Origin of the sequence: Floridaenema fluviatile BLCC-F154 (genome assembly GCF_041929135.1) — a bacterium.
Lineage (GTDB): Bacteria > Cyanobacteriota > Cyanobacteriia > Cyanobacteriales > Aerosakkonemataceae > Floridanema > Floridanema fluviatile.
Window position 1 is genome coordinate 39,341 of record NZ_JBHFNS010000065.1, and the last position, 15,592, is coordinate 54,932.

The following is a 15,592-nucleotide window of genomic DNA, read 5'->3' on the forward strand; positions in this document are numbered from 1 at the left end:
CCCTTGAGAAAGATGTCTTTGCTAAAACAACAACTTAAATTAAATGTAAATAAGATCACATTTTAGGAGGACAGTAAAGTGACTGTCACCAAAACTCCTCTAAGAGAAGAAGTTCATCAACTAGCTGAAAAAGCTTTTCACCTCAACTTGATTTCGGGTTATGGAGATGGGGAATATAACGATGAATATCAAATTGTTTACCAAGGTAAACCTAGACATCTCCCATTAGAAAAGGCTCGTTCTTTTTTAAGCAAATTAATCCAAAATCAAGTTAGGAACTGTTGCTAAAATTAAGCAACAAATATAAATTTCTTTCTCCTGATTCATACCTTGAATTAGGAGCTTTTGTTTTGCAAAGAAATAAATAACTTCGCCAACTACCTCAGAATATTTTACACTTTTACTCTTTTATTTTTCATCTCTCTGAGAGTATAAGCTTTAAGAAGTAGAGGATATCACACTTTAGAATTTCATTCTGTATAAATATCTACCAAACGGCTGTTTCAACTAATTAAATAACCATGTTTTACTTAAACTACTTCCAAATTTACTAATTTTAAAAAGTGAGTTTATATGGCTGACAATCAAGAACCTGGGCAATTAATAATAATTGGTGGTGCCGAAGAAAAGGACGGAGATTGTAAGGTACTTCGGGAATTTGTGCGCCGTGCGGGAGGTACAAAAGCCCGAATTATTATTATGACGGCAGCCACAGAATTACCCAGAGAAGTAGGAGAAGATTACACAAAAATATTTGAACGTTTAGGCACAGAAGATGTTCGGATTATTGACACTGTAACTAGAGATGACGCTAGTTCATCGACATATTTAGAAGCAGTAGGAAAGGCTACTGGTATATTTTTTACTGGTGGCGATCAATCGCGAATTACGAGTATCATTAAAGATACTGAACTCGATACTTTAATTCACAAACGTTACGCTGAAGGTGCTGTAATTGCGGGTACTAGTGCCGGGGCAGCAGTAATGCCTGATGTGATGATTGTGGAAGGAGATTCTAAGACAAATCCGCGTGCAGAAGTTGTAGAAATGGGCCCTGGAATGGGATTTTTACCCGGAATTGTTATCGATCAACATTTTTCTCAACGGGGACGTTTAGGGCGTTTAATTGCAGCATTAGCACAGCAACCTGCTGTTTTAGGATTTGGAATTGATGAAGATACAGCAATAGTAGTTAACCAAAATGTAATTGAAGTAGTGGGCAGTGGTTCTGTAACAATTGTTGATGTTGCGGAGATTACTCACAGCAATGTAGATAATCTTTTGAAGGATGAACCAATGGCAATTTGTGGCGCTAAATTGCACATTCTTCCTGACGGTTATCGCTATGATTTGAAGAACAGAAAACCAATTTTAGAACGCATCATTCAACCCTTAGCCGCTGCGTAGGGGCAGAGGGGCAGGGGGGCAGAGGGGGGAATTAAATTTCACCTTACTTTACCCTTTCTTCCCTTAGAGTTTTCTACTTTTCCTAGTCCCTAGTCCCCAGTCCCTAATCCCCAGTCCCTAATCCCTTTCCACTTTATAAAATATTATCGAGAAATTGTTTTGCCCGATCGCACTTTGGATGCGAGAAAAACAGTTCTGGGGGTGAATCTTCGGCGAGTTTTCCTTGATCTAAGAATAAAATGCGATCGGCAACTTCTTTGGCAAAACCCATTTCATGAGTCACAACTGCCATTGTCATCCCGGATTTTGCTAAGTCTTGCATGACATCTAAAACTTCTTTCACCATTTCTGGATCGAGGGCAGATGTAGGTTCATCAAATAACATGATATCCGGTTTCATGGCTAGGGAACGAGCGATCGCCACCCGCTGTTTTTGTCCTCCCGAAAGTTGGGCAGGATAAACATTCGCCTTCGCTTCTAAACCCACCTTTTTTAACAAATCCATTCCCACTTTTCGCGCCTCTTCCTCAGAGGTATTTTTTACTTTCATCGGTGCATACATGACATTTTTAATTACTGTCATGTGAGGGAAAAGATTAAAATGTTGAAACACCATTCCGACATTTTGCCGCACTTTCATAATGTCAGTTTTGCGCGAAGTAACTTCTACTCCATCAATAAAAATCTTGCCGGAAGTAGGTGTTTCCAGTAAATTCATGCACCGCAAAAAGGTAGATTTTCCCGATCCCGAAGGGCCAATTAATGCCACTACTTGACCTCTATCAATCTCGGTAGAAATCCCTTGTAAAACGTTGAGAGAACCGAAGGATTTATACAGATCCTCAACCTTTATTGCAATTTCTGTTTTGCCGTTTGATGCCGTAGCATCTTTGTTAAGCACTACGTTGTAATCGTCGTTCAAGTTTAGAACCTCCCCATGTTAAAAGCATTACCAAAACGTAATAAATTAAGCCAGCTACTAACAGCGGTTCAAAATAGATATATTTTTCTGCACCCACAATTTGCGCCCGACGGAGTACATCCACCACACCAATTGTTGACACCAATGATGAATCTTTTAAAAGAGCGATACTTTCATTCACCAAGGAAGGTAAAATATTTTTCACTGCCTGGGGTAGGATAATATCTTTCATCATTGGTTGATAAGGTACTCCTAAAGATAAAGCTGCTTCTTTTTGTCCTTTATCAACTGCGAGAATCCCTCCTCTAATTGTCTCAGAAATATAAGCACCTGAGTTGAGAGTGAAGGTAATTACACCTGCTAATAATGCGGGAATATCGTAACCAGTTAATTGCGGTGTTGCATAATATACTAATGCAATTTGTAATAGCAGCGGTGTACCTCGGAATACAGAAGTATAAACCTTCGCAAATATATTCAAAGGTTTGATGGTAGAAATTTTAAACAATGCCAGAACAATTCCCCAGAGGAATCCGAAGAATGCGGAAATTAGGGTAAATTGTAATGTTACTATTATTCCTTGAGCGATGAAGGGAATACTAGCCCAAGCTGTATCAAAACTGGATGGTTTTTTGTCGTCTTCAGCTGCTTGATTTCCGCCTTGGTTTTCAAACCATTTTTTCACTAGTGCTTCCATTTCTCCATTTTCTTTCATTTGTTGGAGAACTCTATTAAAGGGTTGCACTAATGGGGAACCTTTGGGAAATGCGATCGCCGATCCTGCTTCTTCCGAACTGTTAGGAATAGTCGTAAATTCTAAATCAGGATTATTAGCAATAAATCCCTTAGCAATGGCATCTTCAATAATTGCTGCATCGATGCGATTCGATTTAATTTCTTGAATCAAATCCCCGGTTTTATTCAAAGCAACTATTTTCGCACCTTTGATTTTTTCTTTGGCAAATTTTTCTTGTGTCGAACCTAATTGCACGCCGACTCTTTTACCAGCTAAAGACGCAATTGTTTTTAAATTTGTGCCTTTTTTGGCAACAATTGTGTTTTTTGCTTCGTAGTAAATCTCAGAAAAATCGACATTTTTCAACCGTTCGGGAGTGGGAGTCATCCCCGCCATTGCGAAGTTTGCTCTTCCTGATTGTAAAGCCGGAATAATCCCACTAAAATCTGTATCTCTTATTTCCAGTTCGTAGCCTAATTCTCTGGTAATGTACTTCGCAATATCAACATCAAAACCAATAATATCATCTCCACTACCCGTTTTTCTAAACTCATAAGGTGGGTAGTCAGCGGAAGTCACCATTATTAATTTTCGCCCGCTGTTCTGATTTTGGGCAACTGTAATATTGTCGGGAGTAGCAGCATTAGCTACCTTATTGTTGGGTTGATTGCTAAGTTTTTCAATGCCATCACTACCAAACCATTTTGTTACCAATTTTTGCAATTCTCCGGTTTGTTTCATTTCCCGAAGAACTTGATTAAAAGAGTTAACTAATGGGGAGTTTTTGGGAAATGCGATCGCCGATCCAGCTTCCTCCGAAGTAGTAGGAATTGAGTGATAAATTAATTCGGGATTATTAGCAACATATCCTTTAGCAACTGTGTCTTCTAAAATTGCTGCATCCAGCCGTTTTGACTTTAAATCCTGAATAATACTTCCCGGTCTATTTAATGCTACTACTTGCACATCTTTCAAGGATTTAGCCGTTTTTTCTTGAGTTGTTCCTAACTCAACTCCGACTTTTTTTCCGGTTAAATCTGCGGTACTTTTCAGGTTAATATTTTTCTGGGAAACGATCGTATTTTTAGCTTCATAGTAAAGGTCAGAAAAAGCCACATTTTTCTTTCTTTCCGCCGTGGGAGTCATTCCCGACATCGCAAAATCTGCCCTTTTCGACTGCAAAGCCGGAATAATTCCACTAAAATCTGTATCCCTAATTTCCAGTTCATAACCTAATTTTTTGGCAATGAATTTGGCAATATCAATGTCAAAACCTACAATTTCACTATTTCCGCTAGCTGTTTGACGAAACTGATAAGGTGGATAGTCAGCAGATGTCACCATGACTAATTTTTTATCAGCATTGTTTTGTGCTGTTACATAGTCAGTTCTGAAGTTTCCGACTATTAGAGATATGACTAATGTGGCAATAAATAAAATCGCCAGGAACCATTTTTTTCTGAACATGGTTGATAACTTTCCTAGTTATTTATTCCTAAAAAAAGCCAATTTTTTTAATTCCCCCTTGGGTTGGAATTAATGATATATGGCTTATTAGCTGATTGATTGTATTTTTAGTTACAAAATATTTTACCAAATCTATCTTTAGATAGATACCCGTTGATTGTACCTAAAAAACAAAAGAAGTTCTAATTACACCGACTATCGCATCAGGATTTCGTGCATCGTGATTAGGTGCAGTTAACCACAAAAAGCCGGGAGTAATCGAGATGTAATCATTAAGTTGAATGCGGTAAAATGCTTCAATGTGGAATCCGGTATCGCGATCGCTTCTGCGCCCATCTGGTAAACCAATTGCAGCTGCTAAAGCTGCATTACTAGTACTTATTAATTTCGGCTGCATTCCAAACACAATTCCCCCATAATTTCCCTTTTTACCTAAGTCTGGAAAAGCCAAAGTTGCCGCATAATTCAAAACCTCAGCATCACCTTTTATCCCTAAAGCACGCGCCGCCGTATAACCAACCCAGCCGCCTAATTCAAAATTGGGATTAAACCGATAATTAGCTTGAAGACCATAACTATTTCCCACAACGGGACCTGCGCCAATTACTTTGGCTGCACTGCTTCCCGCTAAAGTATCAACCCCAAATTCAGGAGAATAGGAATTAAGATAAAGTAAGCCAAATTTTAGCTTTTCTCCAGAATAAACTAACTGCGCCCAAGCACTGTAACCACCATTAAACCAACCTTGTTTGTTACCTGGTAAATTGGGAGTTCCACTTTCGCCAAAATAAGCAAAGTCTAAACTTAAGCCTTTAGTAATTAAAAAGTTACCCCCAATTCCCGCCTGATTTCCTATAGGGAAATAAACCGGATTCACTTGTCCAAAATTACTCAAAGCACCAGTAGCAGTGTCAATGAAAGGAATAATTGTATCAGTGACATAAGTCGGATCGGTAGAAGCAGCATCCAGATAAAAGGTTAGTCGATCTCCTACAGGAAAACGATACTGCAATTGATTAATTGTTACCTCATTATTCCCGGATAAAGTACTAGGAACAAAACGAGTTTCTCCTGTTAATCCGGCGGGAGATAATTCGGAATTTCCGCCAAAAATCGCCCCTGTATCGATCGGTCTTAAATTAGTCGCTTGCAAACGAGTTCTTAAGCGATCTTTTCCGGTAAAACTACTATTAAAATCAATTCTCGTTCGATAAGATAATGTAGTTTGATTGACATCATCTGCCCTTTCCCCAAAAGCATCAGAAATATAAGTAATGACTTCCACCGCGAGTTTAGTAGTTGGGGAAAATTGCTGTGCTTCTACTTTATTTACTCTTGCTTCTAAAGCGTCAATTCGACCCCGTAAATTAGCTAATTCGCTGGCAAATTCTTCTTGTAATCTTCGCAGTTTATCTAAGTCTTCTTTACTAACTCCTTGAGGTAAAGCTGCGATTAATTCTTGAATTCTATCCAAACAACTGTTTAAACCTGCGGCGAATTCATAGCGGGTCATGGCGCGATTTCCGCGATAAGTTTGGTCTGGGTATCCTTCAATACAACCGTATCTTTCAACTAAAGATTGTAATGCCTGAAAAGCCCAATCTGTAGGTTGCACATCGCGCAATTGAGAAACCGAAGTTACCTGTTCTAAATTATCGGAATCTTCAGGAGTTTCTAACCTAGAATTTAATGATTCCGAGTATTGAACAATTTGTTCTAAACTAGTAGTATTTTCCGGGTTTTCAGTTGCATTTACCTGCTTTTGTTCTCCTAAGTCTTCCCTAATTTCTCCTGCTTGAGTCATCGGGGAAAGTAGCCCAACATTAATCAGAACAGCAACACCCAATGGTATCGCTTTTCCCAAACATTTATTCATTATGATCCTCACACCAAAAAATCTAGGCTACTCTAGAAACCCAGTTTTTTAAAAAACCGGGTTTCTGTTTACCTAAATTTTAAATTTTAGAGGAAATATTAAATTTAAATGTTAGCTACTATACAAGAGTTATTATTGTCCCAGATAAGCTTCTAGAACTTCAGAGTTATTTTGAATTTCTTCGGGCGTACCAACAGCGAGGTTTCGCCCTTCCGCTAATACCCAAACCCGATCGCACAAAGACATGATCACATCCATGTTATGCTCAATAATTAAAAAGGTCATTCCTTGGCGATTCCAACTTAAAATTCGATCGCAAATCTGATTAATTAAAGTTGGATTCACCCCCGCCGCTGGTTCATCTAATAAAATTAATTTCGGTTGCGACATTAACGCCCTTCCCATTTCTAAAAGCTTGCGTTGTCCACCCGACAAAGAACCAGCATAATCATTAGCTTTATCCGCTAATCCTACTGATTCTAAAACAGCGATCGCCCTTTCGCGCAACTCTTTTTCCTCACGCTTCAACTCATGCGCCCGCAACCACACATTCCAGAAGTTTTCTCCTATTTGTTTTTGCGCCGCTAACAGCATATTTTCCATAACTGAAAGTCGAGAAAGTACTCGCGCTACCTGAAAAGTGCGAATCATTCCCATTTGGGCAATTTGATAAGATTGTAACCTTTCTACAGGTTCCCCATCAAAAATTACCCGCCCAGAATCAGGACGAATAAAATTAGAAATTAAATTAAATAAAGTCGTTTTTCCCGCACCATTGGGACCAATTAACCCAGTAATACTACCTTGACTCACTTCCAAAGTAGCATTATCCACCGCTTTTAACCCACCAAAACTTTTATTTAAACCATTAGCTGACAACAAAATATTATTACTTGATTGCTGTCTTTGTGGTGCATCTTCCACCTGTTTGAGGATATCCTCTATATTACTTTGTGGTTCATTCAAAACTATTTCTGGAGGTCGGTCTTCTACCTGTTTAAGAATGTCCTCTATATTAGTTTGTGGTTCATTCAAAGGTACATCTGAAAGTGAATCTGATGGATTATTTACCAAGGGTTAATTCCTCCTTCTTCCCTAAAATACCTTGTGGTCTGACCATCATCAAAATAATTAATAATAAACCGATTACCATAATCCGAAAAGCCCCCAAACGGGCATCATCAAAAGGTAATAATCCCGGTAAAACAAAGCGGGTTCCTTCAAAATAAGCCCAAAAAATTACCGCCCCTAACAAAGTTCCGTAATTGTTTCCCGCCCCGCCTAAAATGACGATCGTCCAAGCATCAAAAGTAATCTGCGGTTGAAAGTTATCCGGGTAAACTGTAGCTAATTGCCAAGCATAGAAAGCCCCAGCCATTCCCGCGATCGCACCCCCCAACATCAAAGATTGTAACTTATACCAAAACACATTTTTTCCCAAAGCCTTTGGTACTTGTTCATCTTCCCTGATTGCCTTTAAAACTCTTCCCCAAGGCGTATTTACCAACCTTTCCAAACCCCAAAATACTACTGTTAAAACCAACAGTAATACTACCATTAACCCAGTTTTGTAATTAAAATTATTCGCATCAAGTATGGATATTAAACCGACAATATAAACAATTAAACCTAAAATTACGCCAATAATTGCCATAATTAAAGATGCGATCGGTAAAGATTGCCGTCCCTTTGCCAGTTGTAATTGTTTCCCAATCCAGCGCCACAATTGCCAGCCACCTAAACCAGCAATTCCTGTGAGCACAGCTATCAAAAAAAACTGTAACAACGGATTCAAAGTAACATTAGTAAAAGGTAAAGGAAAACCTTGTAAACCGAACACACCCGATCGCCATTGACCATTCCCGATCGGCAATTCCTGATTATTCACAACTAAGCGGATCATTTCCGATACCCCAATTGTGACAATTGCCAAATAATCTTCCCGCAAACGTAGCGTTGATATACCTACCAACAAACCCAAAAAAGCCGCTAAAACCGCACCAACTAAAGCACCAATAAATAGCGGAACTCCCTGCAAACTTAATAATACAGTAGTGTAAGCTCCCACAGTCATGAAAGCCACATGACCAAAATTAATTAAACCAGTAAAGCCCCACTGTAAATTTAGTCCTAAAGCGAAAAGCCCATAGACTGATATAAAAATGATTAGCGAAACTAAATAACCAGGAGTAAGCGTCATTAGAAGTAACTTTCTCAAAAACAAGTATCTTACTTTGTTAAGGCATTTTACCTTATATTAGGAGTATTATTTGAATTGGGAGAAGGAAAATTTTCCCATCCGGGTTTTGCTCACCCTGGAGAAGTTAAACCAGCCTTAAATAATTGAGAAACTTTGCTGTTCCCGGTGAACTGTTCCTGGTTGCCTCTTCATTAAATCATTATGAGATTTGTTCAAATTATATATTTAATCTTTCTATCTCCTTTAAACTGTTGGAAGAAAAAGACACTGTTAAACTTTTAGGATGAAAATTGCTATGGATGCAGCGGCACTCTGGCAACGTTACCAAGACTGGCTTTACTATCACGAAGGACTAGGATTTTACCTAGATGTCAGTCGCGTCGGATTTGATGACAACTTTTTACAAGCGTTGCAGCCAAAATTGGACAAAGCATTTAAAGATTTAGCTGCATTAGAAGCAGGTGCGATCGCCAACCCCGACGAAAACCGCATGGTAGGGCATTATTGGCTACGCGATCCCGACAGAGCACCCAGCCCCGAACTCAAACAAGGAATCATCGATACTTTAGAAAAAATCGAAACATTTGTCCAGAAAATCCACAGCGGCGAAATTCACCCCCCCAACGCCCCCAAATTTACCGACCTTCTCTCCATCGGGATTGGCGGATCGGCATTGGGCCCAGAATTTGTTGCCGAAGCCCTAGCCCCCGACATTCCCCCATTAGCAATTCATTTTATCGATAACACCGATCCAGCCGGGATCGATCGCACCCTCAGCAAACTCCAAAACAAACTCGCCTCCACCTTAGTATTAGTCATCTCCAAATCAGGCGGCACACCCGAACCCCGCAACGGCATGATCGAAGTACAACAAGCCTTTGCTACCCAAGGACTAGACTTCGCCAAACAAGCGATCGCCACCACCGGAGTCGGCAGCAACCTCGACAAAACCGCCCAATCCCAAGGCTGGATCGAAACCTTCCCAATGGAAGACTGGGTAGGCGGACGCACCTCCGAAATGTCCGCAGTCGGCTTACTCCCCGCAGCCTTACAAGGCATCGACATCCGCGCCATGTTAGCCGGGGCAAAAGAAATGGATATTGCCACCCGCATTCCCAACCTAAAAAGTAACCCAGCCGCCCTACTCGCCCTCTCCTGGTACTACATCGGCAACGGCAAAGGCGAAAAAGACATGGTAATCCTACCCTACAAAGACAGCTTGCTACTCTTTAGCCGTTACCTACAACAGCTAGTCATGGAATCGCTAGGCAAAGAAAAAGACCTCGACGGCAACATCGTCCATCAAGGCATAGCAGTTTACGGAAACAAAGGTTCCACCGATCAACACGCCTACGTCCAACAACTCCGGGAAGGAGTCCCCAACTTCTTCGCCACATTCATCGAAGTCTTAAAAGATCGCCAAGGCAAATCCCCCGAAATCGATCCCGGAATCACCTCCGGCGACTATCTTTCCGGCTTCCTACAAGGAACACGCAAAGCACTTTACGAAAACGATCGCCAATCCATCACCGTCACCATTCCCCAAGTCAACCCTTACACAGTCGGCGCACTAATCGCCCTTTACGAACGCGCCGTCACCATCTACGGTTTCCTCGTCAACGTCAACGCCTACCACCAACCCGGAGTCGAAGCCGGAAAAAAAGCCGCCTCAGAAATTTTGGATTTACAAACCAAAGTAGTCAAACTAATTCAGCAAGAAGGCAAACCCATGTACTTAAGCCAAATTGCCGAAAAACTAAGCGCAACCCAAGACACAGAAGCAATTTACAAAATTGTCCGACATCTGGCAGCTAACGATCGCGGCATCACCCTCCACGGCAACTTAGGCAAACCCAGCAGCCTAACCGTTTCCACCACTTAGGGGTTAGGGGTTAGGGGTTAGGGAAGATCCCCCCTGCACCCCTGCCCATTTTGAGAATATTAAAAAAATCTAAAATTAATTAGCAAAAACCACAAGCAAAACTTTTAAATCTAAAATCTAAAATTAATAATTATCCTAGCTTTTGGCAAGACTTACTCCTTCCCTAATTTAAGTAAAAAGTAGCATAGCTTAATCGGAAAGGAGAGCTATATAATAAAGCTCATATTAGGGAAAAATTAACTTCAATCCGAGCTTTTGAGCAATTTTTAGATGTTACACAAAAAGAACACTTCAATAGCCACTTTAGCTTTACTGCTAGCCCTAGCTGTGGTTCCTAAACCAGCAACTGCATCTCAAAAAAACCAGCCTATTTTAGCTCAAACTTCCACCACTACTACCACGATTCCCTTACAAAAGTCAGTAAAATCTGGCACTAGAGTAAGGATTGATGGTTCTAGCAGTGCAGCCACATTCAACCAAGCTCTTAAACAACGTTTTGAAAAAGAATACCCAGGCACAAAAGTAAATATTGGTTATCGGGGAACAAATACGGCTTTAAACTTATTACAGAAAGGACAAATAGATATAGCTGCTATTGGTCGTCCTTTAACAGATAAAGAAAAATCACTTGGTTTAGTTGCCGTCCCTCTACCGAGAACTAAAATTGCTGTGGTAGTCGGGCCAAAAAATACTTTTAAAGGAAGTCTCACAGATACCCAATTTGCCCGCATCTTTCGCGGCGAAATTCGAGATTGGTCAAAAGTGGGCGGTAAACGTGGTCGAATTCGCTTGATAGATCGACCAATAAATAGCGATACCCGCCAAGCTTTGCGAAATTATCAGGTTTTTCGCAACCGTCCCTTTCGCTCCGGCTCTAACACCATCAGAGTATCGCAAGATACTACCAGCGCCGTCGTCCAACGATTAGGAACTAATGGTATTGGCTACGCTATTTCTACCCAAGTAACTAACCAACCTAATGTTCGGATCGTCTCAATGCACAAGGTTTCTCCTAACGATCCCAAGTATCCTTTTTCACAACCAATTTATTACGTATACAGACGCAATAACCCCAGTGCGGCAGCTTTGGCATTTTTGGGTTTTGCTAGCGCACCCGCTGGAGAACAAATAGTAAAAGCCGCGGCTGGTGTTCCCGTTGCTACTGCTGCACCGAAAGCAGTTGCCCAAAAACCAGCCGCAAAAGCGATCGCCCCCACTGCTGCACCGAAAGCAGTTGCCCAAAAACCAGCCGCAAAAGCGATCGCCCAAACCCCACCCAAACCACCCATACCCCCAGCCCCCACCCCAAAATCAACTCCCGCCTCCTTTGTCGAACCAGAAACCGCAATTGCTGTAGGCGGACTAGGTTGGATGTGGTGGTTGATACCTTTGTTAGCTTTATTCGGTATCCCCCTGTGGTGGCTACTGAAAAACCGCCGCACCTCAACAAATGCGGTAGATAGCCAAACAACACCACCACCTCTAACAGGAGATACCACTGGGGAAACACCTACAGAAAACTTGGTTCCTGATGATACTAATGTTACAGAAACGATCGTCATTTCCCCCAGTCAACCATCAGAAACAGCTACCACTGAAGATACACTTTGGGGAGAAGATTTCTTACCCACCACAGAAACCCAAAGCCCAATAACTACCCCACCAGCAACACCCGATTGGCTAGGAGGTGCAGCAGTTGGCGGAGCAGCTTTAGCCGCAGCCGCAGCCGCAGCCAGAGGAAGAGATGGGAATAGCAGCATCAATCTCAGAGCAGAAAATAGTCAAGAAGCCTTGGCAACTTGGCAAGTTTCCGAAGCTCACAAACAAGCAACCAGAGAACAAGGTGGCACAAAGCTAGCAATTAGGCTTTACGACATTACCGACATTAATCAAATTCAAACCGAAGGTTGGCAGATATTCCAACAATTTCCTGTAGAGGAACAAACCAACCAAATGTTATTACCGATCTTGGTTGCCGATCGCGACTATAACGCAGAAATTGGCTATTTAACCGAAGAAGATAATCAACGCTGGTTGCCTCTAGCCAAATCTCAGCCAATCAACATTCCTGCATCTTTACCCACTGTAGAGAATTTGTATAAAACCTCCCTACCCGTATCCATATCAGTATTAACTCCCACCACCCCCGCAGACTGGGGTAGCAGCATGACTCTAACAGCACAAGGTAGTCAACTCGCCCTTGCTGCTTGGAAAGTATCCAATAGACATAAACAAGCTTTACAACAACAAGGCGGCAGACAGTTAGTATTGCGGCTTTATGATGTCACAGAAACACGAGTAGACGAGCAAATTCCCGCTAGCTTTCCTCAATTTGCCGTCGATGAACAAGCTACCCAAATGTTAGTAGCTATACCAGAAACTAACCGCAATTATGCAACAGAATTAGGTTATTTAACAGATGATAATCGCTGGTTATTATTAGCTCGATCGGCTCCTGTTCGCATAGTTCCATCTATGCCCGTCGTTGCCGAAATAACCCCAACTATTCCCAGCCAACCTATTAATTTAACACCAAATACTAGCAGCATTAGCTTAACAGAATTTGACCCTCAACAAGCCCTCGCTGCTTGGCAAATCCCAGAAGAACATAAACAAACTCTCCAACAACAAGGCGGTACACAGCTAGCTTTGCGGCTTTATGATGTGACGGAAACTTCTACCCAATTTCCTACGGAAAATTGGCAATTTTTCCAACAATTTAATGTGGATGAACAAGCTAGCCAAATGTTAGTGCCGATCATAGTTAGCGATCGCGAATATGCCGCAGAAATTGGCTATTCAACAGAAGACGAACGTTGGTTATTATTAGCCAGATCCGCACCAATCCTCATTAGTACCGATACTCCCTCAAACACAGAAATTGACATAGCCCCAGGAGTCGCCGACGCAGTAGCCTCACCTCCCACTACTAGCAGCATTTCCCTAGCATTAGAAAATCCTCACCAAATTATTGCTAACTGGCAAGTTTCATCCAATCATAAACAAGCATTGCAACAACAAGGCGGCAGACATTTAGTATTAAGGCTTTATCATGTTGCAGAAATTAATCCAACTCAGCAAGAACCAGAACTTTTCCAACAGTTTGCTGTGGATGAACAGGCAAGTGAAATGTTACTGGAAATCCCGGCTAGTGATTCACAGAATTTTGATTACACCGCAGAAATTGGCTACTTAACTGATGATAATCGCTGGTTACTATTGGCAAGATCGGCACCAATCCCAATCGTTTCCTCAATCTCACCAGTAACAGAAATTATCCCAGAAATTCCCGAAGTTACGCCAACTTTAAGCACCACAACAATAGAACAAGTTTCAGAAATAGAAAACTTAATACCTGAAACTCAAGACCTAAGACATGATTGGAATAGCACGATCGTCCTAATTCCAGAAAACTCTCGGCAAGCGATCGCCAATTGGCAAGTTTCATTCAACCACAAACAAGCATTGCGACAACAAGGTGGCAGACAATTAGCAATCAGACTCTATGACGTTACCGAAATCGATTTGGCTGAGGATAATCCGCAAATTTTCCAACAATTTACCGCGGATGAACAAACAAACCAAATCTTACTGTCTATACCGCTAATCGATCGAGATTATGTCGCCGAAATTGGCTACCTTACTAATGATGAAAATTGGTTAATGGCAGCTAGATCGGCACCATTAAAAATTGCGTCCGATACTATACCAATTACAGAAATTGATTTAGGTGCTTTAGGTGCTGAAGTCAATGAAGTACCTGCAATTATGGATGATAGCGATACGTCTTACAGCACGCTACACGAACGCACGCAATCCGAAATAGAAGCCGCCAAATTTAATTTAGGTTCGGAACAATTTACTCCAGAAATCTTAGCCGCAGTAGACGAAGGACTTCCCGACTTGCCATCAGGTTACAACGAAAGTCGCATAGTTTTAATGCCTCGCGATCCTCAATGGGCTTACACTTATTGGGATATTCCCAGCCAACATAAAGAAGAATTGCGACAACAAGGCGGCGCGAAATTAGCTTTGCGATTTTATGATGTCACCGACGTAGATATAAATTACCAAAATCCTCACAGCGTTCAAGAATTTGAGTGTGATGAAATGGGGCGAGAATGGTATTTGCCTGTACCTGTGAGCGATCGCGACTACATCGCAGAAATCGGCTACCTTACTAATGATGGACGCTGGTTAATGTTAGCTCGATCGAACTCCATCCACGTCCCTCCCCTCTATCCCTCAAACTTGTCAAACGATCAATTTATTACTATTCGTTGGGAAGACGAATTAGAAAACAAGCAATTTTTAGATTTAAGTTCTTCCACTCAGGAAGCAACTACCACACCAAGTAACGGCTTCCATGACTCATTTTTCGGCATGGTACCAACTCCAAATTTAGCCGCACAATCAGTGAGTTCTTATATTTTCCCCTCTGGGATTGGCAAATGGGCATCAGGAGTGGGAATGATGTCAGGAGTTGGTTTTTCCTCGGAAGTTGTACCAGAAAGTTCTCGCAACTTCTGGTTAATGGCAGATGCAGAACTGGTAGTTTACGGTGCTACTGAGCCCGATGCTGTAATTACCATTGGAGGTCGTCCGATTAAAGCAAATTCCGACGGCACTTTCCGCTTCCAGCTATCTTTCCAAGACGGGATGCTTGATTTTCCGATCGAAGCATTCGCCCCCGACGGCGAACAAACTCGTTCCGTTCATCTCAAATTCAACCGCGACACCCCCTTGCGAAATACTAATCCGAAAGCCGAGGAGTAGGCAGAGGGGAGAGGGCAGGGGGGCAGAGGGGCAGGGGGGCAGGGGGGCAGAGGGGCAGAGGGGCAGGGGGGCAGGGGGGCAGGGGGGCAGAGGGGCAGGGGGGCAGGGGGGCAGGGGGGCAGGGGGGCAGAGGAGATGCCAGTCCCCCATCCCCAGTCCCCAGTCCCCAAACCCCCCTCCCCCCTACCCAGGGCCCCAAACCCCGCGCCCCAGCCCCCAGGCCCAAAACCCAATCCCCCGGAGACACACACCCCAAACCCCCGCGCCACGCGCAAAAACACAAAACCACGAAACCGAAATCTAAAACAAAAAAAAGGAAAAAAAAA

The 15,592-nt window shown here is 42.1% G+C and carries 8 protein-coding genes and 3 pseudogenes; 5 read left to right on the plus strand and 6 right to left on the minus strand.

Going from position 1 to position 15,592, the window contains the following annotated elements; genetic code table 11:
• Positions 1–78: 78 nt before the first annotated feature.
• Positions 79–288: a hypothetical protein gene (locus ACE1B6_RS17045; RefSeq protein WP_413258450.1), complete on the plus strand. Its 210-nt coding sequence runs from the start codon at positions 79–81 to the stop codon at positions 286–288.
• A gap of 285 nt (positions 289–573) precedes the next feature.
• The gene (locus ACE1B6_RS17050) at positions 574–1,407 is read left to right on the plus strand and encodes a cyanophycinase (RefSeq protein ID WP_413258451.1); all 834 of its coding nucleotides are present in this window, start codon (positions 574–576) and stop codon (positions 1,405–1,407) included.
• A gap of 133 nt (positions 1,408–1,540) precedes the next feature.
• On the opposite strand, the gene ACE1B6_RS17055 is transcribed toward ACE1B6_RS17050, so the two are convergent.
• The 6 genes and pseudogenes from ACE1B6_RS17055 to ACE1B6_RS17075 form a co-directional block, all read right to left on the minus strand.
• On the minus strand, positions 1,541–2,308 hold the full coding sequence (locus tag ACE1B6_RS17055; RefSeq protein WP_459563046.1) for an amino acid ABC transporter ATP-binding protein: 768 nt from the start codon (positions 2,306–2,308) through the stop codon (positions 1,541–1,543).
• On the minus strand, positions 2,301–3,689 hold the full coding sequence (locus ACE1B6_RS30110; protein ID WP_459563047.1) for an ABC transporter substrate-binding protein/permease: 1,389 nt from the start codon (positions 3,687–3,689) through the stop codon (positions 2,301–2,303). The genes ACE1B6_RS17055 and ACE1B6_RS30110 overlap by 8 nt, the downstream gene beginning before the upstream one ends.
• An 81-nt stretch (positions 3,690–3,770) precedes the next feature.
• Positions 3,771–4,532, minus strand: a pseudogene (locus ACE1B6_RS30115) (transporter substrate-binding domain-containing protein); the annotation flags it as partial.
• 163 nt (positions 4,533–4,695) lie between these two features.
• Positions 4,696–6,408 (minus strand): iron uptake porin, encoded by a 1,713-nt coding sequence (locus ACE1B6_RS17065; protein ID WP_413258453.1) that lies wholly within the window; start codon positions 6,406–6,408, stop codon positions 4,696–4,698.
• A 132-nt stretch (positions 6,409–6,540) separates the two neighbouring features.
• The gene (locus tag ACE1B6_RS17070; RefSeq protein ID WP_459563048.1) at positions 6,541–7,332 is read right to left on the minus strand and encodes an ABC transporter ATP-binding protein; all 792 of its coding nucleotides are present in this window, start codon (positions 7,330–7,332) and stop codon (positions 6,541–6,543) included.
• Positions 7,333–7,471: 139 nt separating this feature from the next.
• Entirely contained in the window at positions 7,472–8,608 is a 1,137-nt protein-coding gene (locus ACE1B6_RS17075) for a branched-chain amino acid ABC transporter permease (protein WP_413258455.1), read from the minus strand.
• A 295-nt stretch (positions 8,609–8,903) separates the two neighbouring features.
• Between ACE1B6_RS17075 and ACE1B6_RS17080 the strand changes: the two genes are divergently transcribed.
• The 3 genes and pseudogenes from ACE1B6_RS17080 to ACE1B6_RS30120 form a co-directional block, all read left to right on the plus strand.
• The gene (locus ACE1B6_RS17080) at positions 8,904–10,490 is read left to right on the plus strand and encodes a glucose-6-phosphate isomerase (RefSeq protein WP_413258458.1); all 1,587 of its coding nucleotides are present in this window, start codon (positions 8,904–8,906) and stop codon (positions 10,488–10,490) included.
• Positions 10,491–10,760: 270 nt separating this feature from the next.
• Positions 10,761–14,180: pseudogene (locus tag ACE1B6_RS17085) on the plus strand (DUF4912 domain-containing protein); the annotation flags it as partial.
• Between the two features lie 123 nt (positions 14,181–14,303).
• Positions 14,304–15,266, plus strand: a pseudogene (locus ACE1B6_RS30120) (DUF4912 domain-containing protein); the annotation flags it as partial.
• Positions 15,267–15,592: the final 326 nt, after the last annotated feature.

Bases quoted from the DNA above. Each gene is read 5' to 3' on its own strand.
- ACE1B6_RS17065 (WP_413258453.1), bottom strand. From the start codon at position 6,408: ATGAATAAATGTTTGGGAAAAGCGATACCATTGGGTGTTGCTGTTCTG.
- ACE1B6_RS17050 (WP_413258451.1), top strand. From the start codon at position 574: ATGGCTGACAATCAAGAACCTGGGCAATTAATAATAATTGGTGGTGCC.
- ACE1B6_RS17075 (WP_413258455.1), bottom strand. From the start codon at position 8,608: ATGACGCTTACTCCTGGTTATTTAGTTTCGCTAATCATTTTTATATCA.
- ACE1B6_RS17080 (WP_413258458.1), top strand. From the start codon at position 8,904: ATGGATGCAGCGGCACTCTGGCAACGTTACCAAGACTGGCTTTACTAT.